The sequence below is a fragment of the Exiguobacterium sp. s16 genome, assembly GCF_018618115.1.
GTDB lineage: Bacteria > Bacillota > Bacilli > Exiguobacteriales > Exiguobacteriaceae > Exiguobacterium > Exiguobacterium mexicanum_A.
Genome location: NZ_JACSLM010000002.1, coordinates 190,144 through 213,987 on the forward strand (window position 1 = coordinate 190,144; position 23,844 = coordinate 213,987).

The 23,844-nt window shown below is 51.9% G+C and carries 21 protein-coding genes and 1 other annotated feature; of the genes, 12 read left to right on the plus strand and 9 right to left on the minus strand.

Annotation, left to right across the window (positions count from 1 at the left end):
* Positions 1–23: 23 nt before the first annotated feature.
* From KNP86_RS04485 to KNP86_RS04495, 3 genes are read right to left on the minus strand one after another with little or no spacing between them, the layout of a single operon-like run.
* Positions 24–1,193 (minus strand): acetoin utilization protein AcuC, encoded by a 1,170-nt coding sequence (locus tag KNP86_RS04485; RefSeq protein WP_034778261.1) that lies wholly within the window; start codon positions 1,191–1,193, stop codon positions 24–26.
* Entirely contained in the window at positions 1,190–1,822 is a 633-nt protein-coding gene (locus tag KNP86_RS04490; RefSeq protein WP_214753029.1) for an acetoin utilization AcuB family protein, read from the minus strand. Before KNP86_RS04490 ends, KNP86_RS04485 begins: the two co-directional genes overlap by 4 nt.
* A gap of 12 nt (positions 1,823–1,834) precedes the next feature.
* Positions 1,835–2,464, minus strand: a complete 630-nt coding sequence (locus tag KNP86_RS04495; RefSeq protein ID WP_034778259.1) for a GNAT family N-acetyltransferase — start codon at positions 2,462–2,464, stop codon at positions 1,835–1,837.
* A gap of 155 nt (positions 2,465–2,619) precedes the next feature.
* On the opposite strand from KNP86_RS04495, the gene acsA reads away from it, so the two are divergent.
* Positions 2,620–4,326, plus strand: a complete 1,707-nt coding sequence (acsA, locus tag KNP86_RS04500) for an acetate--CoA ligase (protein WP_034778256.1) — start codon at positions 2,620–2,622, stop codon at positions 4,324–4,326.
* A 44-nt stretch (positions 4,327–4,370) separates the two neighbouring features.
* On the opposite strand, the gene KNP86_RS04505 is transcribed toward acsA, so the two are convergent.
* Entirely contained in the window at positions 4,371–6,848 is a 2,478-nt protein-coding gene (locus tag KNP86_RS04505; protein ID WP_214753031.1) for a transglycosylase domain-containing protein, read from the minus strand.
* Between the two features lie 168 nt (positions 6,849–7,016).
* Positions 7,017–7,214: a binding site (T-box leader), on the plus strand.
* Positions 7,215–7,261: 47 nt separating this feature from the next.
* Between KNP86_RS04505 and tyrS the strand changes: the two genes are divergently transcribed.
* Both tyrS and KNP86_RS04515 read left to right on the plus strand, forming a co-directional pair.
* Entirely contained in the window at positions 7,262–8,509 is a 1,248-nt protein-coding gene (gene tyrS, locus KNP86_RS04510) for a tyrosine--tRNA ligase (RefSeq protein ID WP_214753033.1), read from the plus strand.
* A gap of 106 nt (positions 8,510–8,615) precedes the next feature.
* The gene (locus KNP86_RS04515; RefSeq protein WP_034778254.1) at positions 8,616–9,239 is read left to right on the plus strand and encodes a GTP pyrophosphokinase; all 624 of its coding nucleotides are present in this window, start codon (positions 8,616–8,618) and stop codon (positions 9,237–9,239) included.
* Positions 9,240–9,283: 44 nt separating this feature from the next.
* Here the strand turns inward: KNP86_RS04515 and rpsD are convergent, their stop codons facing one another.
* Both rpsD and KNP86_RS04525 read right to left on the minus strand, forming a co-directional pair.
* Positions 9,284–9,883, minus strand: a complete 600-nt coding sequence (gene rpsD / locus KNP86_RS04520; RefSeq protein WP_029595169.1) for a 30S ribosomal protein S4 — start codon at positions 9,881–9,883, stop codon at positions 9,284–9,286.
* A 223-nt stretch (positions 9,884–10,106) separates the two neighbouring features.
* The gene (locus KNP86_RS04525; protein WP_138859180.1) at positions 10,107–10,589 is read right to left on the minus strand and encodes a GAF domain-containing protein; all 483 of its coding nucleotides are present in this window, start codon (positions 10,587–10,589) and stop codon (positions 10,107–10,109) included.
* 237 nt (positions 10,590–10,826) lie between these two features.
* Between KNP86_RS04525 and ezrA the strand changes: the two genes are divergently transcribed.
* Positions 10,827–12,557, plus strand: a complete 1,731-nt coding sequence (gene ezrA / locus KNP86_RS04530) for a septation ring formation regulator EzrA (protein WP_214753035.1) — start codon at positions 10,827–10,829, stop codon at positions 12,555–12,557.
* 74 nt (positions 12,558–12,631) lie between these two features.
* The gene (locus KNP86_RS04535; protein WP_034778251.1) at positions 12,632–14,212 is read left to right on the plus strand and encodes an amidohydrolase; all 1,581 of its coding nucleotides are present in this window, start codon (positions 12,632–12,634) and stop codon (positions 14,210–14,212) included.
* A gap of 48 nt (positions 14,213–14,260) precedes the next feature.
* Here KNP86_RS04535 and KNP86_RS04540 read toward each other — a convergent pair whose 3' ends face one another.
* A complete protein-coding gene (locus KNP86_RS04540) occupies positions 14,261–15,079 on the minus strand; it encodes an NAD kinase (RefSeq protein ID WP_034778250.1) in 819 nt (272 codons plus the stop codon).
* 155 nt (positions 15,080–15,234) lie between these two features.
* On the opposite strand from KNP86_RS04540, the gene tpx reads away from it, so the two are divergent.
* From tpx to KNP86_RS04560, 4 genes are all read left to right on the plus strand, one after another.
* Positions 15,235–15,723, plus strand: a complete 489-nt coding sequence (gene tpx / locus KNP86_RS04545) for a thiol peroxidase (protein WP_131471299.1) — start codon at positions 15,235–15,237, stop codon at positions 15,721–15,723.
* 99 nt (positions 15,724–15,822) lie between these two features.
* Positions 15,823–16,710, plus strand: coding sequence for a class I SAM-dependent methyltransferase (locus KNP86_RS04550; RefSeq protein WP_214753037.1), 888 nt, complete (start codon positions 15,823–15,825; stop codon positions 16,708–16,710).
* Positions 16,711–16,836: 126 nt separating this feature from the next.
* Positions 16,837–18,048 (plus strand): acetate kinase, encoded by a 1,212-nt coding sequence (locus tag KNP86_RS04555; protein WP_021065605.1) that lies wholly within the window; start codon positions 16,837–16,839, stop codon positions 18,046–18,048.
* 431 nt (positions 18,049–18,479) lie between these two features.
* Positions 18,480–19,076 (plus strand): 3D domain-containing protein, encoded by a 597-nt coding sequence (locus tag KNP86_RS04560; protein WP_214753039.1) that lies wholly within the window; start codon positions 18,480–18,482, stop codon positions 19,074–19,076.
* A gap of 53 nt (positions 19,077–19,129) precedes the next feature.
* Here KNP86_RS04560 and KNP86_RS04565 read toward each other — a convergent pair whose 3' ends face one another.
* Positions 19,130–19,567: a universal stress protein gene (locus KNP86_RS04565; protein ID WP_021065608.1), complete on the minus strand. Its 438-nt coding sequence runs from the start codon at positions 19,565–19,567 to the stop codon at positions 19,130–19,132.
* A gap of 183 nt (positions 19,568–19,750) precedes the next feature.
* On the opposite strand from KNP86_RS04565, the gene KNP86_RS04570 reads away from it, so the two are divergent.
* Together KNP86_RS04570 and KNP86_RS04575 are read left to right on the plus strand one after the other, a co-directional pair.
* Positions 19,751–20,476, plus strand: a complete 726-nt coding sequence (locus tag KNP86_RS04570) for an SDR family oxidoreductase (protein WP_034778243.1) — start codon at positions 19,751–19,753, stop codon at positions 20,474–20,476.
* 12 nt (positions 20,477–20,488) lie between these two features.
* The gene (locus tag KNP86_RS04575) at positions 20,489–21,211 is read left to right on the plus strand and encodes a metallophosphoesterase family protein (protein WP_214753041.1); all 723 of its coding nucleotides are present in this window, start codon (positions 20,489–20,491) and stop codon (positions 21,209–21,211) included.
* A 44-nt stretch (positions 21,212–21,255) separates the two neighbouring features.
* On the opposite strand, the gene KNP86_RS04580 is transcribed toward KNP86_RS04575, so the two are convergent.
* Complete coding sequence (locus KNP86_RS04580; protein ID WP_034778239.1) at positions 21,256–22,353, minus strand: M24 family metallopeptidase; 1,098 nt, start codon at positions 22,351–22,353, stop codon at positions 21,256–21,258.
* 161 nt (positions 22,354–22,514) lie between these two features.
* Here KNP86_RS04580 and KNP86_RS04585 point away from each other — a divergent pair, with 161 nt between their 5' ends.
* On the plus strand, positions 22,515–23,825 hold the full coding sequence (locus KNP86_RS04585; RefSeq protein WP_034778238.1) for a DRTGG domain-containing protein: 1,311 nt from the start codon (positions 22,515–22,517) through the stop codon (positions 23,823–23,825).
* Positions 23,826–23,844 lie beyond the last annotated feature (19 nt).

The window sequence follows — 23,844 nt, forward strand, 5'->3', positions numbered from 1 at the left end:
ACTCCGCAGGCGAGGGGATTTTTTTAGACATATATTGATTTGCGATCGTTCGAGATGAACGGCCAAAAGGCGCGTTTCGACACTTCCCAATTCTTCTCCTCGATTTGTTGCTTTCGTGGAATGTGTTGGAACGTGTACGTGTGGTCATCCCACCGCGTCGGCAACGTTTGATCGGCTTTGGCCTGCCATTGTTCAATCCATTCGATCGGGATGTCACCGCGATACGGCGCCTCACGCGTCAGACCGGCCCATACTTGGGACCAGGCGCGCGGCACCGTTCGATACCAGTCATACCCGCCGCCGCCAAGGGCGACGAGGCGACCTTCCGTGTACTCATCGGCGAGTCGAGAGGCGATTTGTGGGATCTGTTCGAACGTCCGAATCGTCGAGGCGAGGTGTGTCAGCGGGTCGAACGCATGGGCGTCGGCGCCGTTCTGTGTCAGGATGATATCCGGTTTGAACCACTCGCACGCTTCCCGGAACACGGTCTCGTAACAGCGCAGGAAGGAATCATCTTGGGTGAACGCATCGACCGGGACGTTCCAACTGTATCCATAGCCGTTCCCGTTACCACGCTCCGTGACCGATCCTGTCCCAGGAAACAAGTAGCGGCCGGTCTCATGGATGGATAAGGTCATCACATCCGCATCGTCATAAAACAGCCATTGGACGCCGTCACCGTGATGGGCATCGGTATCGACGTACAAGACACGCGACCCGTACGTCTGACGGACGTGAGCGATGGCGACGGCCGCATCGTTATAGACACAAAAACCTGACGCTTTTCGTCTCATCCCGTGATGCAGACCGCCCCCGACGTGAAACGCACGCTCGACTTTTCCGCTCGCGACCAAGTCAAGGGCGTGCATCGTCCCACCTACCAGCCGGGCCGCCCCTTCATGGATGGTTGGGAAAATCGGAGTGTCTTCAGTACCGAGCCCAAATTTGTTCGCTTTCAACGTCGACAGCTCACCTGCGGCAGCCGCTTGGACCGCCTCGATATAATCGAGGTCGTGCACGAGCGCCAGCGACTCGACTGAGGCGAGGGGAGGAGCGATACACTCGGAGGCCTGAAGCTTGCCTGAGGCGATCAGGAGAGACGTCGTCAGCTCCAGGCGAATCGGATTGAACGGATGATCTTCGTGAAAGCGGTACGAGTTCTCGTTCTCGCCGAATATGTAGGCCGGTCTCATGGGGACATCTCCGGACCGAGCACATCGAAGCCCTCACGCTTCAACCGTTCGATGATGCGGAGTGGATTCATCGTCTGCACGCGGAACGAGATGATCCGTTTATATGGGTCGGCCGTCGGGTGGACGAACACGTTGATGATATTCACGTTCGTCTTGGCGAGGAGCCGTGTCACTTTCTCAAGCGTGCCGGTCGTATTCTCGACTAAGATTTCAATTTGTGAACTTGGCTCGAGTGCACCGGTCAATTGGACGAAATAACGCAATAAATCTGTCTCGGTCAACACGCCGACGAGCTTTCCTTGTTCGATGATCGGAAGACACGTCAAACGATATTCATAAAACAAGGCGGCCGCGTCTTCGAAAAAATCGTACGGGTGCGCCGTCGTCACATCTTGACGCATGATGCTCGAGACGGGGTTTTTAAAGTCAGCGCTCTCGCTTTCGGGGTGGAACACACTCGTCGCACCGCTCATCTCGAACTGGCCGACGATTCCGACGACTTGACGGGCCGGATTTGTGACGATGAGATGGCGTACTTTGTGGTCGCGCATGAGCTTGGCCGCATGGGCAATCGTATTGGTCGGTTGAATCGTCACGACATGACGGTTCATCATTTGTTCAATCAGCATCCAGATCCCTCCTCAGTCATACATGAACCGGCGTCGCAGCCGGAGTGAATCGAAGTGGTCAATCGTCTCTTGCCGGACGTTCTTGCCAATCCGTGCCATGAGACAGTTGGCCGGGTGCGAAGCGATCTCCGGGTCGTCGGTCGGGAAGAAGACGAGCCCGCCGTGGTTCATCATCTTCTCCATCACTTTCCGATAATCCCAAATGGAGAGTCCGCTTCCTTTTAAATCCCAGTGCCAATAATATTCCGTCGTCAAAATCAGGAAGTCATCCATATGTGGATCCATCATCGACACTTCGAGCAGCTGTTTGCCGATCCGTTGACCGCGGAAGCGCGGACTCACTTCGATGGCGCCGAGCTCGAGAATGTAAGGGTCGTTCCCTTCGCTCCAACGTTCATACGGGTCTGGATATAAATACGTCACGTAGCCGATGACGAGATTGTCGACGCGGGCCACGATAATGCGACCTTCTTTCAAGTCAGCGATTTCAACGAGGGCCTTATGTTGGTCCTCTGGTTCACGAAATGCGGTCAATCCCTCATCGAGGCGATACGTCGCCAGTACATCGCTTTCGATGGGTCCATCGATGATTACGGCTCCGAGTGAGGTTTCCCACACCTTTGAATGATATTGTTTTTCCATGGAGTCACCACCTTTTCCACCTTCTATTATAGCGCTTTCATTCTCCTTCTTTCACGCTCTTTTGGAGATTTTGGAAATTCATTGATTTGTCACAATATTAACACTATACTGAAAGTGGTTATACCATTCATTACAGGGGAGGCGAATCTTTAGCGATGGAAAAATTGAAAGCGTTATCAGGGGAACATCAATTGGCGTCGTATGAAGAGGCTTGTCAGTCGTTCGAGTGGACTCAAGCAGAAGCACTATTTTCTTGGAATTTGACGGGGAACGTCAACATGGCGTACGAAGCGATCGACCGTCACGCCGAAGGTGAACTTGCCACAAAACTGGCATTGCTCTATTTCGATGGGGAACGAGAAGAGCGCTATACGTATGAAGATATGAAACGAGAAAGCAATCGGTCCGGAAACGTTCTGAAATCGGTTGGAGTGGAGAAAGGCGACCGCGTCTTCATCTTCATGCCGCGGAGTCCAGAACTTTATTTTATTTTGCTCGGCACACTTAAATTGGGCGCCATCGTCGGTCCGTTGTTCGAGGCGTTCATGGAACAAGCCGTTCATGACCGTCTGCTCGACTCGGAAGCGAAAGTCATCGTGACGACCGAGGCGCTCTTGCCGCGCATCCCGGTCGATCAGCTCCCACACTTGGAGACGATTTTGATCGTCGGCGACGGGGTAGAAGAAGCCGGGAAAATCATCGACTATCGCAAATTGGCGGCTGAAGCTTCGACTGACCTCGACATCACATGGGTCGACCGTGAGGACGGTATGATCTTGCATTATACGTCAGGGTCGACCGGGAAGCCGAAAGGCGTCCTGCACGTCCATAACGCCATGGTGCAGCACTTGATGACGGGAAAATGGGTGCTCGACTTACAACCGGATGATATTTACTGGTGCACGGCCGACCCAGGCTGGGTGACGGGCACGAGCTACGGGATTTTCGCTCCGTTCTTGAACGGGGCGACGAATGTGATCGTCGGGGGACGATTCAATCCGGAGTTCTGGTATTCGGTCATCGAACGGTTCGGGGTCACCGTCTGGTACAGCGCGCCGACGGCGTTCCGGATGCTCATGGGTGCCGGCGAAGAAGCGTTCGAGAAATATGATCTATCATCTCTCCGCCATATCCTCTCGGTCGGTGAACCGCTCAACCCGGAAGTCATTCGTTGGGGGAACGAATCGTTCGGGTTACGGATTCATGATACGTGGTGGATGACAGAGACGGGTGCGATGATGATTTGTAACTATCCGACGATGGATATCAAACCGGGTTCGATGGGGAAAGCCATCCCGGGTTGTGAAGCGGCTATCTTAGACGACCGTGGTCAACCGCTCCCGCCACATCGGATGGGCAACTTGGCACTCAAGACGCCATGGCCGTCGATGATGCGAAAGATTTGGAAGAACGACGCCAAGTATGAGAGCTATTTCTGGGGTGATTGGTACGTCTCAGGCGACTCGGCCTATATGGACGAGGATGGTTACTTCTGGTTCCAAGGCCGCGTCGATGACGTCATCATGACGGCAGGCGAACGGGTCGGTCCGTTCGAAGTCGAGAGTCGTCTCGTCGAGCACCCGGCAGTTGCCGAGGCCGGTGTCATCGGGAAACCAGATCCGGTCCGTGGAGAGATTATCAAGGCGTTCATCGCGCTCCGTAAAGGCTATGAGCCGTCAGACGAGCTGAAGACGGAGATTCAAAAGTTCGTCAAAGAAGGGCTCGCGGCCCATGCGGCCCCGCGTGAGATTGAATTCAAAGACAAGCTGCCGAAAACACGAAGCGGGAAGATCATGCGTCGCGTCTTGAAAGCTTGGGAATTGAACCTTGAGACAGGTGACTTATCGACAATGGAAGATTGAACGACAAAAGGTCGACACGCGATGTGTCGACCTTTCTTGTCGGTTTAGGCGCCGTCTGCTTCTTCGGCGTCTTCTTTCTTCTTATCTTCCTCAGCCTTTTTCTCAGCCTCGGCTTTCTTTTTAGCTTCTTCTTCAGCTTTCTTCTTGTCGGCTTCAGCTTTTTTCTTCGCTTCCGCTTCAGCTTTCGCTTTAGCCTCAGCATCTGCCTTTTCTTTCGCAGCAGCGTCAGCTTCTTGTTTTTCTTCAGCCTCTTGTTTCTTCTCTTCAGCTTCTTCTTTCTTCTTCGCCTCTTCTTCGGCTTTCTTCTTCGCTTCCTCTTCCTTCTTCTTCTCTTCGACTTTCTTCTTCTCCGAGAATGAGCCAGAGTCTTTGAAGTCAGCGGCAGAAACGCTAGAAGGTTGGTTGAAGCGCGCCCCAGTGTTGAAGATTTCAGGATTGTCGGCGTATACGCGGTTGGCCGTCTGTGACCAGATACGTTGCGTCCGCTGGTAATACTGGCCTACTTCCCAACTGTCTACTAACTCACCATATTGTGAGTCAAAACCTGACCATACGGCAAGCGTGACGTTCGGATTCGAGCCGACCAAGTACGAGTCGCGACGATCGTTCGTCGTACCGGATTTACCCATCCAATCGCCAGGGACGTTCAAGAGTGACTTGGCGTATGTCCCTGTTCCTGACGTATAGACGTCACGTAGCATGTCGATGACGAGATAAGATGTACGATCGGTATAGATGCGCGTCTTTTTCGGTTGTTTCTCAAAGATAGTTTCACCGTTATACTCGATACGCTCAATGAAATACGGTTCGACGTGTTCGCCGTAGTTCGCGAGCATCGCGTAAGATGCGGCCAAGTTGACCGGACTGACTTCTCCGACCCCTAATGCCATCGATGAAGCGTTGCGGTTCGCTTCTGACACTTCGATGCCCATGTCGACAAGTTTTTGCGTATCGGCCGGTTTTTGGTTCCGTTCTTCGTAAATTTTAACAGCCGGAACGTTAAGGGAACGTTTCAGCGCCTCGCGAGCCGTTACTGGGCCGCTGTGCGTTCTACTCTCGTTTTCAACTTCCTTTTTCGGTTGACCAGGACCGGTGAATCGGTAGAAGTATTCTTCATCGAGAATCGTCGTTTCGGGCGTGATCATCCGAGCTTCAATCGCATTCGCATAAACCAAGATCGGTTTTGCTGTCGATCCGATTTGACGTTCCATACGCATGGCGCGGTTCACTTCGTCTGTCTTTCCGTTAATATAGCGGCCGCCAACGAAACCTAGGATACGTCCGGTTTTATTTTCGATCATGATAGACGCCGTCTGTTCAGGCAATGTGCGATCTTCTTCATCGATATATTGGTTCGGAGCAAAGTTATTGGCATTTTTAGCGGGTTGTTGCATTGCCTCGTGAACTTTTTTATCAAGCGTCATATGAATCTTGAATCCGCCCTGGCGCAGCATATTGTGGGCGCGTTTGGCGTAAGTCGTTCTAATTTCATTTTGTTCTTTCGTTTTTAAATCTGCCAAGACGATGCCGTCCTGTTCGAGCAAGTAGTTCGTGACAATTTGTCTTGCTTGAAGTTCAGCTTCTTGCACAACATACGGATAGCGATCACGCGGCTTCGATTGCGTCTTCATGAAGTCTTGCGTGATGTCATAGTTGTATGCAGCGTCATAGTCTTCTTTTGTGATTTTCCCAGCAACGTACATCCGGTTGAGTACCGTTTTCATCCGGTTGATGGCCGGTGACACGTCCTCTTTAATGACACCGCCTTGATAATACGGTGTATACAGGAACGGGTTTTTCGGGATCCCGGCGAGGAAAGCGGCTTGTGGCAACGTCAACTTCTCAGCCGATGTATTGAAGACACCGCGAGCGGCTGCTTCAATCCCTGAGATGTTGCGTCCCATCGAGTTTCGTCCGAATGAGACGACGTTCAAGTACGCGTTCAAGATCTCATCTTTGTTCATTGCTTTCTCGAGGCGAAGGGCGAGTAAAATCTCTTTCGCTTTTCGTTCGAACGACACTTCGTTCGTCAGCATTTGGTTTTTGATGAGCTGTTGTGTGAGCGTAGAACCGCCGGTCCGGTCTTCCGATCCGGTCGCTTCCTGTAAGATGGCACGGAGCGTCGCTTTCGGCACGACACCATCGTGTTCGTAAAACTCGACGTCCTCTGTGGCGAGTAACGCGTCGACGACGAACGGAGAGACTTTCTCGACGGCGACGGGAACGCGGACTTCATCCGTCGTATAGTTTCCGATGCGTTCACCGCTTCCAAAATAAATGTCAGAAGTCGATGAGTAGGTGTTGATTTGCGACGTCATCGTCTTATATGCGGGTGCCGGCATATCCTTGACGAGGGAAGCGAAATAACCCGCTCCGATCCCGGCGCCTAAAAATCCAATGAGAACGACCGATATAATCGTTAAGAGCAGTACGTTCCACGATACATCGTAAAATACATTGGCATAACGGCGGGCTTTCAAGGACTTTGGTTGGTTCCATGTGTCTCGAATCTTTTGCAGCATGACAGCCTCCTTAATATGGTGTAAAACTATTTTTGACAGTAATATATACGATTATAGCACAAGTCCTTCCTGACCTTACCCCGAATCGACTACCGGATGCAAGTTTCCATATTCTCGGTTGACAATTTGGAAATGGAACTTATAAAATGTAAAGCATAGTCCATAAACAAAGATGCTATGAAGAAAGCGAAGTAGTCGACTGACCGCTTGTCCAGAAAGCTAGTGGGTGCTGTGAACTAGCCAATGTCAGCCGATGAATTACACTTTTGGAGCGTGCCATTCGGCCGGGTCGAGACCGTTATCTCTCGCTACAAGTGGCCACAGCTGTGGCAATTAGGGTGGTACCGCGGAATCTCCGTCCCTTCTCATATGAGAAGGGACGTTTTTTTATGTCAATCGAAGGAGTGGAACAGATGGAATTATTGAAGGATTTAGAATTTCGAGGTCTCGTCAACCAAATGACGGACGAAGCAGGATTGAAAGAACAGTTGAACAAACCGACGACGCTTTACACCGGGTTCGACCCGACGGCGGACTCGCTTCATATCGGGCACTTGCTCCCGATTTTAACACTCAAACGTTTCCAAGAGGCGGGACACCACGTCATCGCCCTCGTCGGTGGGGCGACCGGCATGATCGGTGACCCGTCAGGTCGTTCGGACGAGCGTTCGCTCAACACGCTCGACACGGTCAAACAGTTCTCGGATCGAATCAAAGACCAATTGAGCCGCTTCTTGCCGCTTGAAGGAGAGAATCCAATCTCAATCCGCAACAACTACGAGTGGACGGAAGAGTTGTCGATCATCGACTTCTTGCGCGACATCGGCAAACACTTCCCAATCAGTTACATGCTCGCCAAAGACTCGGTCGACTCGCGTTTGGAGAACGGGATCTCGTACACGGAATTCTCGTACATGCTATTGCAATCGTTCGACTTCTTGAAGTTGTACGAAACTGAGAACTGCCGTCTTCAAGTTGGGGGCAGCGACCAGTGGGGCAACATCACGGCCGGTCTCGAACTGATTCGTCGCTTTGGTCACTCGGAGAAGGCGTTCGGTTTGACGGTACCGCTCGTGACGAAGTCGGATGGACAAAAATTCGGTAAGACGGCCGGTGGTGCGGTCTGGCTCGACGCCGATAAGACGACACCTTACGAGTTCTACCAGTTCTGGATCAACGTCGACGACGCCGACGTCATCAAGTTCATCAAATACTTCACGTTCTTGTCGCATGACGACATCTTGGCGCTTGAAAGCGAAGTGGCGTCTGCACCGGAAAAACGTATCGCCCAACGTCGCCTCGCCGAAGAGATGACGAAACTCGTGCACGGAGAAACAGGTCTCGATCAAGCGCTCCGCATCACGACGGCATTCTTCAGCGGTGATTTGAAGACGCTCAAGCCAGAAGATATGGATGCTGCATTCAAAGGCATGCCTCAGTTCGAACTTGACGGCGAACGTAACCTCGTCGATCTTCTCGTCGAAGCGAAGATTGCGCCATCAAAACGTCAAGCCCGCGAAGACGTTCAAAACGGGGCGATCTACTTGAACGGGGAGCGCGAACAAGCGCTCGACAAGACGGTGACTCGTGCTGATACACTTGGTGAGTTCACAGTCATCCGCCGAGGCAAGAAAAAATACTTCGTGATCCGTCACGTCTGATGCATTCGTCCATGTCCCAAATGTTGCGGACATGGACGTTTTTTTATATCTCAAATTGGTTTCGGTCTGATACGATGGCAAGTATAGACGATAAGGAGGCTTTCCTATGGAAATTGAAGAGTTTTTTGGCGAACAGTTCCACCAATGGCGGGAGCGGTTCCGTTACTATGAGATGGCGATCACCGAGCTTGAGAGCGACCTCGGCATCATCGATCTCGATTGGCAGACGCGGCTCGGTTACTCTCCGATTGAACATGTGAAGACGAGGATGAAGACGTTGCCGTCAATTATCAAGAAGATGAACCAAAAAGGGCTCCCACTTGAAGTGGAAGCACTTTGGGACAATATTTATGACGTCGCAGGAGTCCGGATCGTCACGAGTTTCCGCGATGACATTTACGCCATCCTCGATCATTTGAAGAAGCGGGACGATTTACAAATCGATGAGATCAAAGACTACATCAAAGATCCAAAGCCGAGCGGTTATCGGAGCCTGCATCTCATCGTCCGGACGAAAGTCTATTTGGCGGAACGCGTCATTTGGGTGCCGGCTGAGATTCAGATTCGCACGCTCGCCATGGACTTTTGGGCGGCGACGGAGCATAAGCTTCATTATAAATACCAACACGTCGTCCCAGAGGCGTCGAAACTCGAGTTGATTGAAGCGGCCAAGATGGCGGACGCGCTCGATACGCAGATGGGCCGGATTCGCGAACAAATATTAAAGTAAAAAAAATCCCCTTTCCTGCCAAAGCAGGGAAGGGGATAAAAGCATTAACGTGAGTAGTACTCAACGATGAGTTGCTCTTTGATTTGGTCGTTCAATTCAGCACGCTCAGGAAGACGTACGAATGTACCTTCGAGCTTCTCAGCGTCGAATGTTACGTAGTCTTTTGTAGCTGGTGCTACTTCGAGAGCTTCAGCGATCGCTTTGAAGTTTTTAGACTTCTCGCGGACTGAGATGACTTGACCTGGTTTTACACGGTAAGACGCGATGTCTACACGTGAACCGTCAACTTGGATGTGACCGTGGTTGACGAGTTGGCGCGCTCCACGACGTGTGCGAGCGAGACCCATACGGTAAACGAGGTTGTCAAGGCGTGACTCGAGCAAGAACATGAAGTTCTCACCGTGGATACCTTGCATTTTCCCTGCATCGTTGAAGATGCGACGGAATTGCTTCTCGTTGATTCCGTACATGTGACGGAGTGCTTGCTTCGCTTGAAGCTGAAGACCGTATTCAGAGATTTTACGACGACCATTTCCGTGTTGACCTGGTGCGTAAGGACGTTTTGCTAATTCTTTACCCGTTTCGCTAAGCGAGATGCCTAAGCGACGCGAGAGTTTCCAAGCTGGACCTGTGTAACGAGCCATGTTTGGACTCCTCCTTGTTGTTCATGTATTTTGCACAAAAGAACAACGGTGTCAAAGACTGGTGACGCCCCTTTCATAGGTTCAAGCACCTTCACTTGATAGCGAAGCTACGAGATGCTCCTCCGACTCAGTCGAGGCCCGAAAGGTGGATACGTCTGTCAATGACTGCTATCGTCATTTCATGCACAAAAATCAGTATACGACGAAATGATTCGCTTGTCAATCAGATGAAGCGAAGTAATGTCTGACAGAATTGCTCCAACCCTTGACGGTCGACATCCGAGAAGCGATCGAACTCAGGGCTGTCGATATCGAGCACGCCGATGGTCTTACCGTCACGGACGAGCGGGACGACGATTTCCGAGTTCGAAGCCGCGTCACAAGCGATGTGGCCCGGGAATTGATGCACGTCTGCGATGAGTTGTGTCTCTTGCGTCGAGGCGGCTGTCCCGCAAACTCCTTTGCCGAACGCGATATGGACGCAAGCCGGCAGACCTTGGAACGGTCCAAGGATGAGGGCGTCTTCGCCTTCTGTTAAATAGAAGCCGACCCAGTTGATCCGGTCGAGGAATTGGTTGAGCAACGCGCTCGCGTTCGAAAGGTTCGCGACACGGTTCGTCTCGCCTTCGAGTAGCGCGGCGAGTTGTTTGTTTAGTAGGTCGTAACCGGCGGCCAAGTCGCCAGAGTAAGTAGTCGTTTGGAACATGGGATTCCCTCCTAATGAATGAAAGCAAGATTGATTAGCATTATGGTACACGCATTTTTTTATTTTGTCTTCTTAAAAGATTCATGTGAAAAATAACATTCTCTCCCTAAACCGTTGGAAAACCTATGCAAATCATTGGTTCTATAATATGATTAGTATTATCTATACTCATAAAATACTTCATTTATTCATTCAGATACATAAGTCCACGAAAGCGGCTTGGAGGTTGTGACAGAGATGGATTACGGAATCTACGGAATTTTAATTGGAATCATTGTCATCGCATTAGGGGCGATGCTGGGAAGCATGCTCGTGCGAAGGAATTTTTACCAGAAAATTGATGATTTAGACATGCGCAAACAAAGCGTGCTCAGCGCCAGCGTCCCGGCCGAACTGCAGAAGTTCAAACAGTGGCCGATGGAGGGCGAGACGAAAGAAAAGTTCGAGCGTTGGCATCAGTCATGGGACGAACTCGTCAGTGTACATACCGGGCAAATCGATGAGGCGCTCTATCATGCCGAAGAAGATTTGGACAAATATCGCTTCCTCAAAGTCAAATCGGATTTGAATGCGACGGAACAGTTGATTGAAGAGCTCGAGTCGATGGTACACGCCATGCTCGACGAGATGGATGAGTTTAATCAGCATCATTCGTCGCTGCTCGATATCGTCAAAAAAGACGAGAAAGAGCTGTACCAATTCCGGAAGACACTCGTCGCGCAAAACAGTGCGTTCGGCCCGACGTATGAACTCGTCGAATCTGAGATTGCGGCAGCGGAAGCAAAACGGACCGAGATGATCACGTTGAAGCAAGAAGGCCAAGTATCGGAGGCGTACGTCGCCGGCCAAGTCTTGTCTGAGAAAGTGACGAAGATTCGTGAACTCGTCAGTGTCATCCCTCAGTTCGTCCGCACGGTGCAGGTTGACTTGAAACAACAGCTCAACCAGTTGCGCTCGGGGCATAAAGAGATGCAAATGGACGGCTACGCGCTCGAACCGCTCGGTTTAATGGAAGAAATCGAGCAGGCGGAAGATCGCCGATCGGCGCTCATGGACCGCATCGAACAGCTCGACTTCGATCATTTCGAGATGGACATGCAACAGCTCAGTTCGGACATCGACCAGTTGTTCGAAGCGTTCCGGACCGAAGTCGACGCGCGCCAATACGTGAAGAAAGAATTCGCGAGTGTGAAAGACCGTGACCGCCAGACGAGCGAAGTCATGGCGCGACTCCATCAAGAGATGACTCGACTCGTCAGCAACTATGAGATCAACGCTCGAGTCGGTGAAGAATTTGAACAGCTTGAACGTGAGCGGGCGACGCTCACGGCGAACGTGCTCGATATCGAACAGGCGCTCGTCGCCCAAATGATCCCATTCAGCATGATCAAGTCGAAAGTACAAGAAGCAAAACGGTCGCTCGACCAGTTCAGTGCCATGCATGAACGCTTCATCGAGAATACGAACTCGCTCCGTAAAGAAGAGCTCGAGGTTCGTAACAAGCTCGAGTCTTGGAAGAAGGAATTGTCGGCCCATCGCCGACTCCTTACGAAGAGCGCCATGCCGGTCGTCCCGACAGATTTGACGAACGATATGCGCCAATTGCAAAAAGGCGTTCAATCGTTGGACGAACAGTTCGAGAAGGCGCCGTTCAATATGACGTATATCGTTGGACTCAGCCACGACGTCGAAGAGACGATGGACAACTTCCGCGACCGGGTCAAAGCGCTCTTACGCCAAGTCACGTACGCCGAACAGCTCCTGCAATATGCGAACCGCTATCGCCGGCGTGACAATGAGGTCCATATCGCCTTGACGCTCGCCGAGAACAAGTTTTTGCACGGAGAGTACGGCACGGCCGTCGAAATCGGTGAACGCGTCCTCGGCCGCTTCGATGAAGGCGCGGCCCGCGAGATTCGTCAGCGTGTCGAAAAAGGTTTGGAGCAACAAGAGCTATTACGAAAATAATGATGCATGAAGATTGACGTAAACGGGAATTAACGTAGACGTCAATCTTTTTTGAATCGAGGAGGAATTTTGTGATGGGAACGCTATGGGTAAACGGAAAGATCTATACGATGAATAAAGAGCATGAACAGGCTCGCGCCATGTATGTCGAGCACGGTCGCATTCTGAAGCTAGGTGAGGAAGGCCACCTTCGTCGTACATACGCCGGAAGGATCAAACAGATTGTGAACCTTGAAGGGAAGAGCGTTTATCCGGCGTTCACCGACTCGCACATCCATTTGATCGGATACGGGGAAGCGCTCGACCGCATCGATGCGACCGAGACGACGGATTTGCAAGCTCTGCTCGAGTCGATGAAACAAAAGGACGGCAGTGACAGAAGTGACGATTGGCTCGTCGCGGAAGGGTTCAATGACCGTCTGCTCGGAGAGATGCCAACGCGTGAGATGATTGATGCCGTCATCCCAGACCGGCCCGTCGTCTTGAAGCGGGTCTGTCGCCACGTCGCCGTCGTCAACTCGAAAGGATTGGAACGACTTGGCTTGATTCACCATACCGTCATCGAAGGCGGAAAGCTCGGACGCGACGCGGAAGGGAAACTGAACGGGGTGCTATACGATGCGGCGCTCGATTTGCTCCATAAAGAACTGGGGGGGAATCGCGAGAAAAATGTCGCCTCACTCCACCGGGCCATCGACTCGCTTTTCGCCCACGGGATTGTCGGCGCCCATACGGAAGACCTGTTCTATCATGGCGACCCGCTCGAGACGATTCAAGCGTATGAGGACGTGTTAGCAGATCTCCCGTTCCACGCCCATCTGCTTGTCCATGAACAAGTCGTCGATCAATTAATTCGTCACGATGCGCTCGCGAAACGACCACGTTTCGATTTCGGGGCGATGAAACTGTTCGTCGACGGGTCGTTCGGGGGACGGACGGCACTCTTATCGGAACCGTATACGGACGAGCCGGGTCAGCGCGGAATCGAGGTCCATCGTCCGGACCATCTCGAGGCGCTCGTCAAAAAGGCGCGGTCGTACGGTATGAACGTGGCAGCCCACGTCATCGGGGATGCCGCCGCCGAACAGTTCATCACGTTGCTCGAGAAGTATCCGGCCAAGCGCGGGACGCGGGACCGAATCATCCATGCCTCGCTCTTGAACGATGCATTGTTGAAACGGATCCAGGCGCTGCCGGTATTGATTGATGCGCAGCCGATCTTCTTGTCGGACGACATGAACTTGTTGTTCGATCGGCTCGGAAACGACCGGGTCGATAACGCCTACCGCTTCAAATCGATGCTCGACACGGGAGCGCTCGTTCTCGGGGGCAGTGACGCCCCAATTTCTTCGGTCGATGTACGAAAAGGCCTGTATGGTGCCGTCACCCGTCAATCGTTCGAGGAGTCGGGCGCGCTCAATCCGCCGGAACGCCTGTCGATGTATGAAGCGCTCCGTAGCTTCACGTATGCACCGCGCGTCGCCACAGGCACGCACGGACGTGACGGCTTGTTGATTCAAAGTTATAACGCCACGTTCACGGTGTGGGAAGAAGACTTCTTCGAACTTCGCGGGCGCGACATCCTCGACAACCGACTCGTCATGACGGTCGTCGAAGGGTCGCCGGTGTATGAGGCCGACGTCGTCAACGCATAATAAAAAGGCTAGCCGTCTAAGTAAAATGGACGGCTAGCCTTTTGTCGTTTAGAAGAATGAGCGTTGTACTTTGTGCCAGAACGAGTTGTTTTTCAACTTGACCGTTTTGACGACTTGGTCAGAGAGCTCGATATCGATTCGGTCGGTATATTTGAGGCTGAGCGCCTCGTTATCCATCCCGATGATCGGATAGTCGTTCCCGTCTTCGACGATGCGAAGCGACAGTTTGCGTGAATCATGGACGATGAACGAAGAACCGAGTGTACGGTAACGGTTGTTGTTCACCGAAGCGATTTCGCTCACTTGCATGCATGGGATGAGCGGGTCGACGATCGCGCCGTCGAGTGATTTATTATAGGCCGTCGAGCCGGTCGGCGTCGAGACGACCATCCCGTCGCCGCGGAACGTCTCGAAGTGAAGATCGTCGATGTATACTTCAATGGCGAGTGATTTGATGATACTCGACTTGATCGAGGCTTCGTTCAAACAAAGCATCGGTGTCGATTCATTGATTGAAGCCGATAAGAGCGGATATTTCCGTACCTCGAGCCCGGCTTCGATCCGAGCAGAGTTATCTGAGAATAAACGATCGACTTCGTCGAGCTTATGTATGTCGAAGTCGCAATAAAACTCATTCAATCCGCGTCCGAACCCGACGTAGATGGCGTCTTGACGGAAGCCTGTATAACGGACGGCCTGTAAGAACGCGCCATCTCCCCCGATGGCGACGATGATGTTGGCGTCTTCCGGACGATTCACGACGTTGAAGCCATGCTTCTCACCGATCTCGATTAGTTTCTTTACCTCTTTAGTAAAGTCGTTGACGTTACGATGGTACAAATAAACGTTGTTTCTCATCCATGTCATCCCCTTTGTCAATTGAGTCTCTTTCATTATACAGCGTTTTAGACGCTCGATATAGGGAAAATCACAATCAGGCCGTCTGAGGCAGGAAGTTTGTCATCGAGACGGCACCATCGATATGATGAAGAAGTATAAATCAAACCAAAGGGGATGAAACGATGCCAACATTTAAAGGCAATACCGTTACACTGCAAGGGAATCCGGTCAAAGTCGGAGATGCTGCACCGGACTTTACAGCGCTCACGACGGCACTTGAAGAGGTGACGCTCGCGTCATACCCAGGGAAAAAATTGATTAGTGTCGTCCCGTCGATTGATACAGGCGTCTGTGATGCACAAACGCGTGCGTTCAACGAGAAAGCGGCAACGCTTGGAGGGACAGTCTTGACCGTGTCGAACGACTTGCCGTTCGCACAACGTCGCTGGTGTGCGGCCTCGGGCCTCGATAACGTCATCATGTTATCGGACCACCGCGACCAATCGTTCGCGAAATCTTACGGCGTGTTGATGGAAGAGCTCCGTCTACTCGCACGCTCGGTGTTCGTCATCGACTCAGAAGGTACGGTCCAATACGTCCAGTACATGGATGAGATGACAGACGAGGTCGATTTCGATGCGGCGCTCGAAGCGTTTGATAAAGCGAACTGATTCGCTTGGCGAAATGACCATGAATCGCTTACACTAATAGAAGTGAACCGACCGGCTCTCCATCAGAGGGCCGGTTTTGTATGGAAAGGATGATCGAAGATGGAACGATTTGAACAATTGTATCGGGATTGGAAGAAAGAGGCGAAGAAGCTGACGACCGACCTTGATTTGTTACCGCTCGAGGCGTTGATTGAAGTATTTGAACGGGTCGATGTCGAACAAGAGAAGACGGATGATGTCCGCAAAGCCGTCAGTCTGCTCGTGCTCGAGGAGACGACGACACTCCCGCCGAACCACCAACCGACACCGGACGCTGTCAGCCTGTTCATCGGGTACTTGGCAACGAAGCTCGTCAAAGACGGGTCGAGCGTGCTCGAACTTGGGAGCGGGACGGGGACACTCGTGCATGCCGTGTTGACACAATTGAAAGACGCCACCGCACAAGCCGTCGAAGTCGATGAGACGATGCTACGTCTGTCTTACGCGATCAGTAACTTACTCGGGAAACCGGTGTCGTATTTCCACCAGGACGCGCTCGCACCGTTGTTCGTCGAGCCGAGCGATTTAGCGCTCGTCGATTTGCCGATCGGCTACTATCCGAACGATGAGGTGGCGTCAGGCTACGCCTTGAAACGTGAGGAAGGCCATTCCTATTCCCACTTCTTGTTGATCGAACAAGCGATGCGCCACCTGAAACCGGGCGCGCATGGCATCTTCGTCATCCCGAACAATTTGTTTGAACAGGATGACGAAGGGAAATTAAAACAGTGGATGGACCGTGAGGCCGTCGTCAAAGGAGTTCTGCAACTCCCGACGACGATGTTCAAAGATGAGCGATATGCGAAGAGCCTATTGATGTTACAAAAGCTCGGGGAAGGCGTCAAACGCCCGAAACAAGCGCTCCTCGTCGAATTGCCGTCGTTCACGGACGTACGTGCGGTTGCCAATATTGTGAAACAGATTGACGATTGGTTTAAAACAACATAATTTTTATTGGGCAAAAGACTTGAAAAACATATGCCATATCAAGTATCTTCATTATGATACAGTTATCGGTTTTTAAGAGAACAGATAAAGACTCGTGTTTAAATCGAAAGGTAAGAGGTGTATGACATGACAAAAATTATGGCAGTCAACGCAGGTAGTTCGTCATTAAAGTTCCAGCTTCTCGAGATGCCATCTGAGAAGATGCTCGCCGTCGGGCTCGTCGAGCGTGTCGGAAAAGAAGATGCGATCTTCACGATTAAATATGGCGAAGGACAAAAGTTCCATATCGTCACACCGCTTCATTCACATAAAGAAGCGGTCGAGCTCTCGCTCGAAAAATTGATCGACCTTGATATCATTCAGTCGTTCGACGAAATCGCAGGCGTCGGTCACCGTGTCCTTCACGGAAAAGAGTTGTACGCGGATTCGGTCGTTATCGACGATGAGGTCATGAAGAACATCGAATCGTTCGTCGAACTCGGACCGCTCCACATCCCGCCAAACTTGACGGGGATTCGTGCGTTCCAAACGATTTTGCCGAACGTACCGCAAGTCGCGGTCTTCGACACGGCGTTCCACCAGTCGATGCCGGAAGAGAACTTCTTGTACAGCCTTCCGTACGAGTATTACACGGAGCACGGCGTCCGGAAGTACGGTTTCCACGGAACGAGCCACAAGTACGTCACGCAACGTGCGGCAGAGCTTCTCGGTCGTCCGCTTGAAGACCTTCGTTTGATCTCATGCCACCTCGGTAGCGGTGCATCAATCGCAGCGGTTGCCGGTGGTCGTTCAATTGACACGACAATGGGCTTCACGCCACTCGAAGGAATCACGATGGGAACGCGCTCGGGATCACTTGACCCGGCTCTCATCCCGTTCTTGATGCAGAAGACTGGCAAGTCGGCTGAAGACGTATTGAACGTCATGAACAAAGAGTCAGGTGTCTACGGTCTCTCGGGTATCTCGAGTGACTTGCGTGACATCGAGCAAGCAGCGGCTGAAGGCAACCACCGTGCCGAAGTCTCGCTCAAAATCTTCTCGAACCGCATCCACGGTTATATCGGTCAATATGCGGCAGAGATGAACGGTGTCGATGCGATCATCTTCACAGCTGGTGTCGGAGAAAACTCTGACGTCATCCGTGAGCGCATCCTTCGTGGCCTTGAGTTCATGGGCGTCTACTGGGATCCATCACTCAACAACGGAGCACGCGGCAAAGAGTTGTTCATCAACTACCCGCACTCACCAGTCAAAGTCATCATCATCCCAACGAACGAAGAGTTGGTCATCGCACGCGATACCGTACGCATCGCCAACCTCGTTGAGTCACACGTTTAAGTTATTACAAAGTCCGTCCCGCAACCTTGCGAGACGGACTTTTTTAGTGCTTTTGACGCATGAAGGGGGAAGGGATTGTGACAATAGACCGAATGAATCCAGCTCGTTTGTAATATTCGACGTAAGAAAAGCAGGTTTTCGTAACAATCCAGATATATTAATTCCTTTAAATGGTAATTAATGTGACAAAAACTAAAGATTATTATTAAAACCGTCATCTTTCTTTAAAAGATGGCGGTTTTGTAATCTAACCGTAACTTTGATGACACTCAAATGAATTTTAGTTGTAAACGCACGTCGTCATGTTTCGTCATATAGTTATCTGGACGAAACATTCAGCAATAAACGCGAAATGTGACAGTGAATACGGCACCACAGATTCGACACCATGAACTTACAACTCACAAACCGACTAGGAGAGGACAAACCACATGCTCAAAAAAATTGGAACGGTCTTACTACTGACGGTCATGACACTCGCTATGCTCTTGCCACAACAACAACAAGTTGAGGCATCTTCAAAAGTTTACGTTCAAAGCCAAGTCAACGGATTGAACGTCCGCTCGGCAGGTTCACTCAACGGAAAAGTCATCGGCAAGATCAACAAAGGACAACAATTACAGCGTACCGGCTCAAAAGGAGCTTGGATTCGCGTCAACTACAAAGGCAAAGCAGGTTGGATCGCTACTAAATACTTACGCACCGTGAAAAAGACGGTCGCGAAGGCTAGTGTGAAAACATATACGATGAACGCATCGGCTTACACACCGTATTGCAAAGGGTGTTCAGGTGTGACGGCATTAGGCTGGAACGTCCGGGCCCAAAAACGCAACGTCGTCGCTGTCGATCCGCGCGTCATCCCGCTCGGTAAGAAAGTACAAGTGTACGTCGGCGGGAAGTTGATGGGCACATACACAGCGGCCGATACAGGCGGCGCCATCAAAGGCAACAAAATCGACATCTTGATGTACTCACAAAGTGCGGCCCTCAAATTTGGCCGCAAAACGGTTACTGTCAAAGTGTTATAATAGGTGAACGAGAAAGGGCCATCGCATTTGCGATGGCCCTTTTGTGAATCATGTTATTGGCGGACGATGAGAACGTCACACTTCGAATAGCGGACGATGCTTTCAGAGACGCTACCGATGAAGAAGCGTTCGACGGCGTTCAAGCCGGTCGCTCCACAGATGATGAGGTCAATGTCGTGATTCGGTGCGATTTTTTTAGCGATCGTCACTTTTGGAGAGCCGTACTCGATGACTGTCTCGACTTCTTTGACACCACGTTCTTTCGCGCGATTGACGTAGTCCTCGAGCAATTCCTTCGCATACGTTTCAGCACGCTCGGTAATCGTCCGGTCATATGCTTCGACCGTGGCGAACGTCCGTGTATCGATGACGTGACCGATATACAGCTTGCCATCGTTTCGAAGGGCGACGTCGATTGCTGTTTCAAATGCGCGTTCCGCCTCTTTCGAGCCGTCGACGGCAGATAGAATATGTTTGTAGACAATTGCCATGTAAATCCCAACCTTTCGCTTGAAATGTACGTGCGGCTTACATGTATAGTATACCACTTCTGCCTAAATTCACGCCCGGTTCTTTCAGAAATGTGTGAAATATTCACAACTTTCTCACCGAACAGGTTGAAGTTTGGAAATGAGCAGACGGAACGGGTAAGATGATACAGAGGAGGGATGACGATGAAACACGTAGTCATCACGGCCGGTGCGAAAGGGATCGGCCGCATTGTGACGGAACGACTGTTAGAAGAAGGTTGGCACGTCAGCGTATTGCAACGGAAGCCGATCGATTGGAACCACGAGCGGTTACATATGATCGAGACGCCGTTGACGGACCGCCAGGCCGTCTTGAGTGCCTATGAAGAGGCGGTGGCCAAGTTCGGAGAACCGGACGCGCTCATCTTGAATGCCGGGCCATATATCTTTGAACGGAAATGTCTCGTCGACTTGTCTGACGAGGAATGGGACGAGGTGATCACGGGTAACTTGTCAGCCTCGTTTTGGTTGATGCGCCGAGCCATCCCGAGCATGCGGTCGAAACAGTTCGGCCGCATCATCACGTACGGCTTCCCGGAAAGTGCGACGGCACCAGGCTGGATTCACCGGTCGGCGTTCGCGGCAGCGAAAACGGGACTTGTCAGTTTGACGAAATCGGTCGCGCTTGAAGAGGCGGCCTACGGGATCACGGCCAATATGATCAATCCAGGTAATATTGTCGGGGCACAAAAAGAGATGCGAATCGAAGCGGCCGAACCGGATGACCAGACACCGGTCGGCCGTCACGGGACAGGTGAAGATATCGCGCGAATGATTCTATTCCTGCTCGCTCGCGATTCTGACATGGTCACGGGTGCTGTCATTGATGTGACCGGCGGTGTCAACGTCGTCCATCAATACCGGAAATAAGGAGGGGTCTGCATGAAGTTGGCCATATTGACCGATATCCATGGCAACGTCCAAGCGCTCGATGCGGTGCTTGCCGAACTGGACCGGCAACGGATCGATCAAATCTGGAGTTTAGGGGACATGATTGCGATGGGACCCGATTCGAACGAAGTGATGGCGCGACTGCTCGACCGCGGCGTGCACATGATTACGGGCAACCATGACGAGGCCGTGTTGTCGCTCATGGCTGGGACAGGGCATCCCGAAAGCTACGCACACACGCGCCCGCATCATGAGTGGGTGGCGCGTACGTTGAAACCTGCCTATGCGGAGGCGCTCTTCAAGCTGCCGCGCACGATTGAACGTGTTGTCGAAGGGACTCGCGTGTACGGCATCCATTACCATATCCCGACCGAGAAACGGGAGACGCCGATCACCGAGGAACCGTTCCACGACATCGTCGAGGCGACACTTTCGAACATGCAGTCGCTTTACGCGGCGTATGAGGCGGATGTCATCTGCTTCGGGCATCATCATCCGGAGCACATGTTTCGGGATGACGTGAAACATTATTTCAATCCGGGAGCGCTCGGTGTCGCCCGTGACGACTTGGCCCGTTACGGCATCCTCGAGTGGGGTGAGGCCGGCTTCTCGATTCACCCACAAGCCGTGCCGTATGACAAACGCTCGTTCCTTGAGACGATGGAACGCCGTGACGTGCCACAACGAGACGTCATGTTCCGACTCTTTTATTGACCGTGAAAAAGACCAGCCGCGCGCGGCTGGTCTTTCTTTGTGACTCAATCGATTTCTTGGAGCGTTTTCGGATAACTCGTCAACAGAATCGGGCCACTCTCGGTCATGACGATGTCGTCCTCGATGCGGACGCCGCCGACGCCAGGGAGATAAATCCCTGGTTCGACGGTGAACGTCATCCCGACTTGGGCCGTCATGTCGTTATTGGCGGCCATTGACGGGAATTCGTGTACTTCGATGCCGATACCGTGTCCGACACGATGCGTGAAGTATTCCCCGTAGCCGGCCGTCGTGATGACTTGACGGGCCGCGATATCGATCGAGCCGAGCGTCGTCCCGACGTTCGCCATCTCGATCGCAGCTTCTTCGGCCTTGAGGACGGTCTCGTAAATCTCTCGTTGTTTCGTGCTCGCTTCTCCATAGACGACGGTGCGAGTGATGTCAGAGGCGTATCCTTGCCAAATGACACCGAGGTCGAACAAAGCGAAATCGCCTTTCTTCAAGCGATTGTTGCCGGGTACACCGTGCGGGTCGGCGCTATTCTCACCGAACAACACAAGTGTGTCGAACGACATCTCCCGGACGCCTTGCTTCTTCATCGCATACTCGATTTCCGCGATGACCTCGAGCTCGGTCACGCCTTCACGCAATGCGCGAATCCCTGCCTCGATCGCCATATCGGCGAGTTCGGCGGCGCGCTTCATCAAGCGGACCTCGTCCGGTGACTTGATCATGCGAAGTGCCTGCAACTCTTCCGTCAAGTCGATGATTGACAGTCCCGCGAAACCGGCGCGGAGTTGCTCGGCGCGATTGTACGTCAAATGCTCGCCTTCTACTCCGATTCGCTCGGGGATGATCTGTTGGTCGAGGAACAGTTTGACGACTTTGTCCCATGGGTTTTCATGATCCATGTACGTGACGATGTCGCCGTTCCACTCGCTCGCTTCGACGATTCCTTTTTCAAGTGCTGGACAGACGATCGCGGTCGTGCCGTTCTTCAAGACAAGAATGGCGATGAGCCGCTCATGAGCCTCGGCGTATACTCCTGAAAAGTAGAAGACCGATGCTTTCGATGTGACGAAAGCGGCGTCTAACCCTTTCGTGGCCAAAGATTGTGCAATATGGTTGGTTCGTTGATTCAACTCGTTTCCCTTCCTTCTCGTTCATTGGCGTTCTTTCTCATTATAACGTTTTCCAAAACGGAAAGGAAATGTCACCATTTCAGTAGTACAGTTTGAAGAAGAACGACTGATACAGTATACTGAGGATGACAGAAAATGTATTGAGGAAAGGGACTCGTGACATGACAACAAAACATGAACAGATCATAGCACATATCGAGTCGCTCGATGTCGGGTCCAAAATTTCGGTCCGCCAAATCGCAAAAGAGTTGGCGGTATCAGAAGGAACGGCGTATCGGGCCATCAAAGAAGCAGAGAACTTAGGATTTGTGTCGACGATCGAACGGGTCGGGACGATCCGGATCAAGCGTAAGCACAAAGAGAATATCGAAAAACTGACGTTCGCTGAAGTCGTCAATATCGTGGACGGACAAGTGCTCGGCGGCCGTGACGGGCTGCATAAGACGCTCTCGAAGTTCGTCATCGGGGCGATGAAGCTCGAAGCGATGATGCGTTACATCGATGTCGACTCGCTCGTCATCATCGGAAACCGGGAAAAGGCGCATGAGCTCGTGCTCCAGTCTGGCGGTGCCGTCTTGATCACAGGTGGATTCGATACGACCGACGAAGTGAAGCGGATGGCGGATAAATACCACATGCCGGTCATCTCGACTTCCTATGATAGTTTCACCGTCGCGACGATGATCAACCGTGCCATCTATGACCGTTTAATCAAAAAAGAGATTCTACTCGTATCGGATATCGTCATTCCGCTCCACGACACGTTCTATTTAAAAGTGGACGATACGGTCAAACGCTGGCATGAGCTGAATGAACGGACGAAACATAATCGCTATCCCGTCATCGACGAACAGATGAAAGTCGTCGGGGTCATCACGGCGAAAGACTTGATTGACCGCCCGCATGACACCGAAATCGAGAAAGTGATGACGAAGAGCCCGATCACGGTCGGCGTTCAGACGAGCGTCACCAATGCCGCCCATCAAATGGTATGGGAAGGTATCGAGATGTTGCCGGTTGTCGACAACTACGGCCGTCTGCTCGGAATCATCAGTCGCCAAGACGTCTTGAAGGCGCTCCAACTCGCCAACCGCCAACCGCAAGTCGGCGAGACGTTCGACAATATGATCACGAACCAATTGAAAGAAGATCCGAACTCGAACGGGACCGCGTTCACCGTCGAGGTCGCGCCGCAAATGACGAGCCACATGGGGACGGCGTCGTCAGGTGTCTTGACGACGTTGCTCGTCGAAGGGGCGACCCGGAGTCTGCGTCATATGAAAAAAGGCGACCTCGTCGTCGAGAATATCACGGTCTATTTCATGAAACCGATTCAAATCGAGAGTCAAATCCGAGTCTCGGCCAACGTGTTCGACCTCGGCCGGAAGTTCGGGAAAGTCGACGTCGAGATGACGCAAGGCACGCAACTCGTTGCCAAAGCGCTCGTTACGGCGCAATTGATCGACCGTTAACTAAAAAACGAGCTGATGA

What these genes read in the sequence shown, in the direction of transcription:
- KNP86_RS04485 (WP_034778261.1), bottom strand. Translation starts at nt 1,193, where the DNA reads ATGAGACCGGCCTACATATTCGGCGAGAACGAGAACTCGTACCGCTTT.
- KNP86_RS04490 (WP_214753029.1), bottom strand. Translation starts at nt 1,822, where the DNA reads ATGCTGATTGAACAAATGATGAACCGTCATGTCGTGACGATTCAACCG.
- KNP86_RS04495 (WP_034778259.1), bottom strand. Translation starts at nt 2,464, where the DNA reads ATGGAAAAACAATATCATTCAAAGGTGTGGGAAACCTCACTCGGAGCC.
- acsA (WP_034778256.1), top strand. Translation starts at nt 2,620, where the DNA reads ATGGAAAAATTGAAAGCGTTATCAGGGGAACATCAATTGGCGTCGTAT.
- KNP86_RS04505 (WP_214753031.1), bottom strand. Translation starts at nt 6,848, where the DNA reads ATGCTGCAAAAGATTCGAGACACATGGAACCAACCAAAGTCCTTGAAA.
- tyrS (WP_214753033.1), top strand. Translation starts at nt 7,262, where the DNA reads ATGGAATTATTGAAGGATTTAGAATTTCGAGGTCTCGTCAACCAAATG.
- KNP86_RS04515 (WP_034778254.1), top strand. Translation starts at nt 8,616, where the DNA reads ATGGAAATTGAAGAGTTTTTTGGCGAACAGTTCCACCAATGGCGGGAG.
- rpsD (WP_029595169.1), bottom strand. Translation starts at nt 9,883, where the DNA reads ATGGCTCGTTACACAGGTCCAGCTTGGAAACTCTCGCGTCGCTTAGGC.
- KNP86_RS04525 (WP_138859180.1), bottom strand. Translation starts at nt 10,589, where the DNA reads ATGTTCCAAACGACTACTTACTCTGGCGACTTGGCCGCCGGTTACGAC.
- ezrA (WP_214753035.1), top strand. Translation starts at nt 10,827, where the DNA reads ATGGATTACGGAATCTACGGAATTTTAATTGGAATCATTGTCATCGCA.
- KNP86_RS04535 (WP_034778251.1), top strand. Translation starts at nt 12,632, where the DNA reads ATGGGAACGCTATGGGTAAACGGAAAGATCTATACGATGAATAAAGAG.
- KNP86_RS04540 (WP_034778250.1), bottom strand. Translation starts at nt 15,079, where the DNA reads ATGACATGGATGAGAAACAACGTTTATTTGTACCATCGTAACGTCAAC.
- tpx (WP_131471299.1), top strand. Translation starts at nt 15,235, where the DNA reads ATGCCAACATTTAAAGGCAATACCGTTACACTGCAAGGGAATCCGGTC.
- KNP86_RS04550 (WP_214753037.1), top strand. Translation starts at nt 15,823, where the DNA reads ATGGAACGATTTGAACAATTGTATCGGGATTGGAAGAAAGAGGCGAAG.
- KNP86_RS04555 (WP_021065605.1), top strand. Translation starts at nt 16,837, where the DNA reads ATGACAAAAATTATGGCAGTCAACGCAGGTAGTTCGTCATTAAAGTTC.
- KNP86_RS04560 (WP_214753039.1), top strand. Translation starts at nt 18,480, where the DNA reads ATGCTCAAAAAAATTGGAACGGTCTTACTACTGACGGTCATGACACTC.
- KNP86_RS04565 (WP_021065608.1), bottom strand. Translation starts at nt 19,567, where the DNA reads ATGGCAATTGTCTACAAACATATTCTATCTGCCGTCGACGGCTCGAAA.
- KNP86_RS04570 (WP_034778243.1), top strand. Translation starts at nt 19,751, where the DNA reads ATGAAACACGTAGTCATCACGGCCGGTGCGAAAGGGATCGGCCGCATT.
- KNP86_RS04575 (WP_214753041.1), top strand. Translation starts at nt 20,489, where the DNA reads ATGAAGTTGGCCATATTGACCGATATCCATGGCAACGTCCAAGCGCTC.
- KNP86_RS04585 (WP_034778238.1), top strand. Translation starts at nt 22,515, where the DNA reads ATGACAACAAAACATGAACAGATCATAGCACATATCGAGTCGCTCGAT.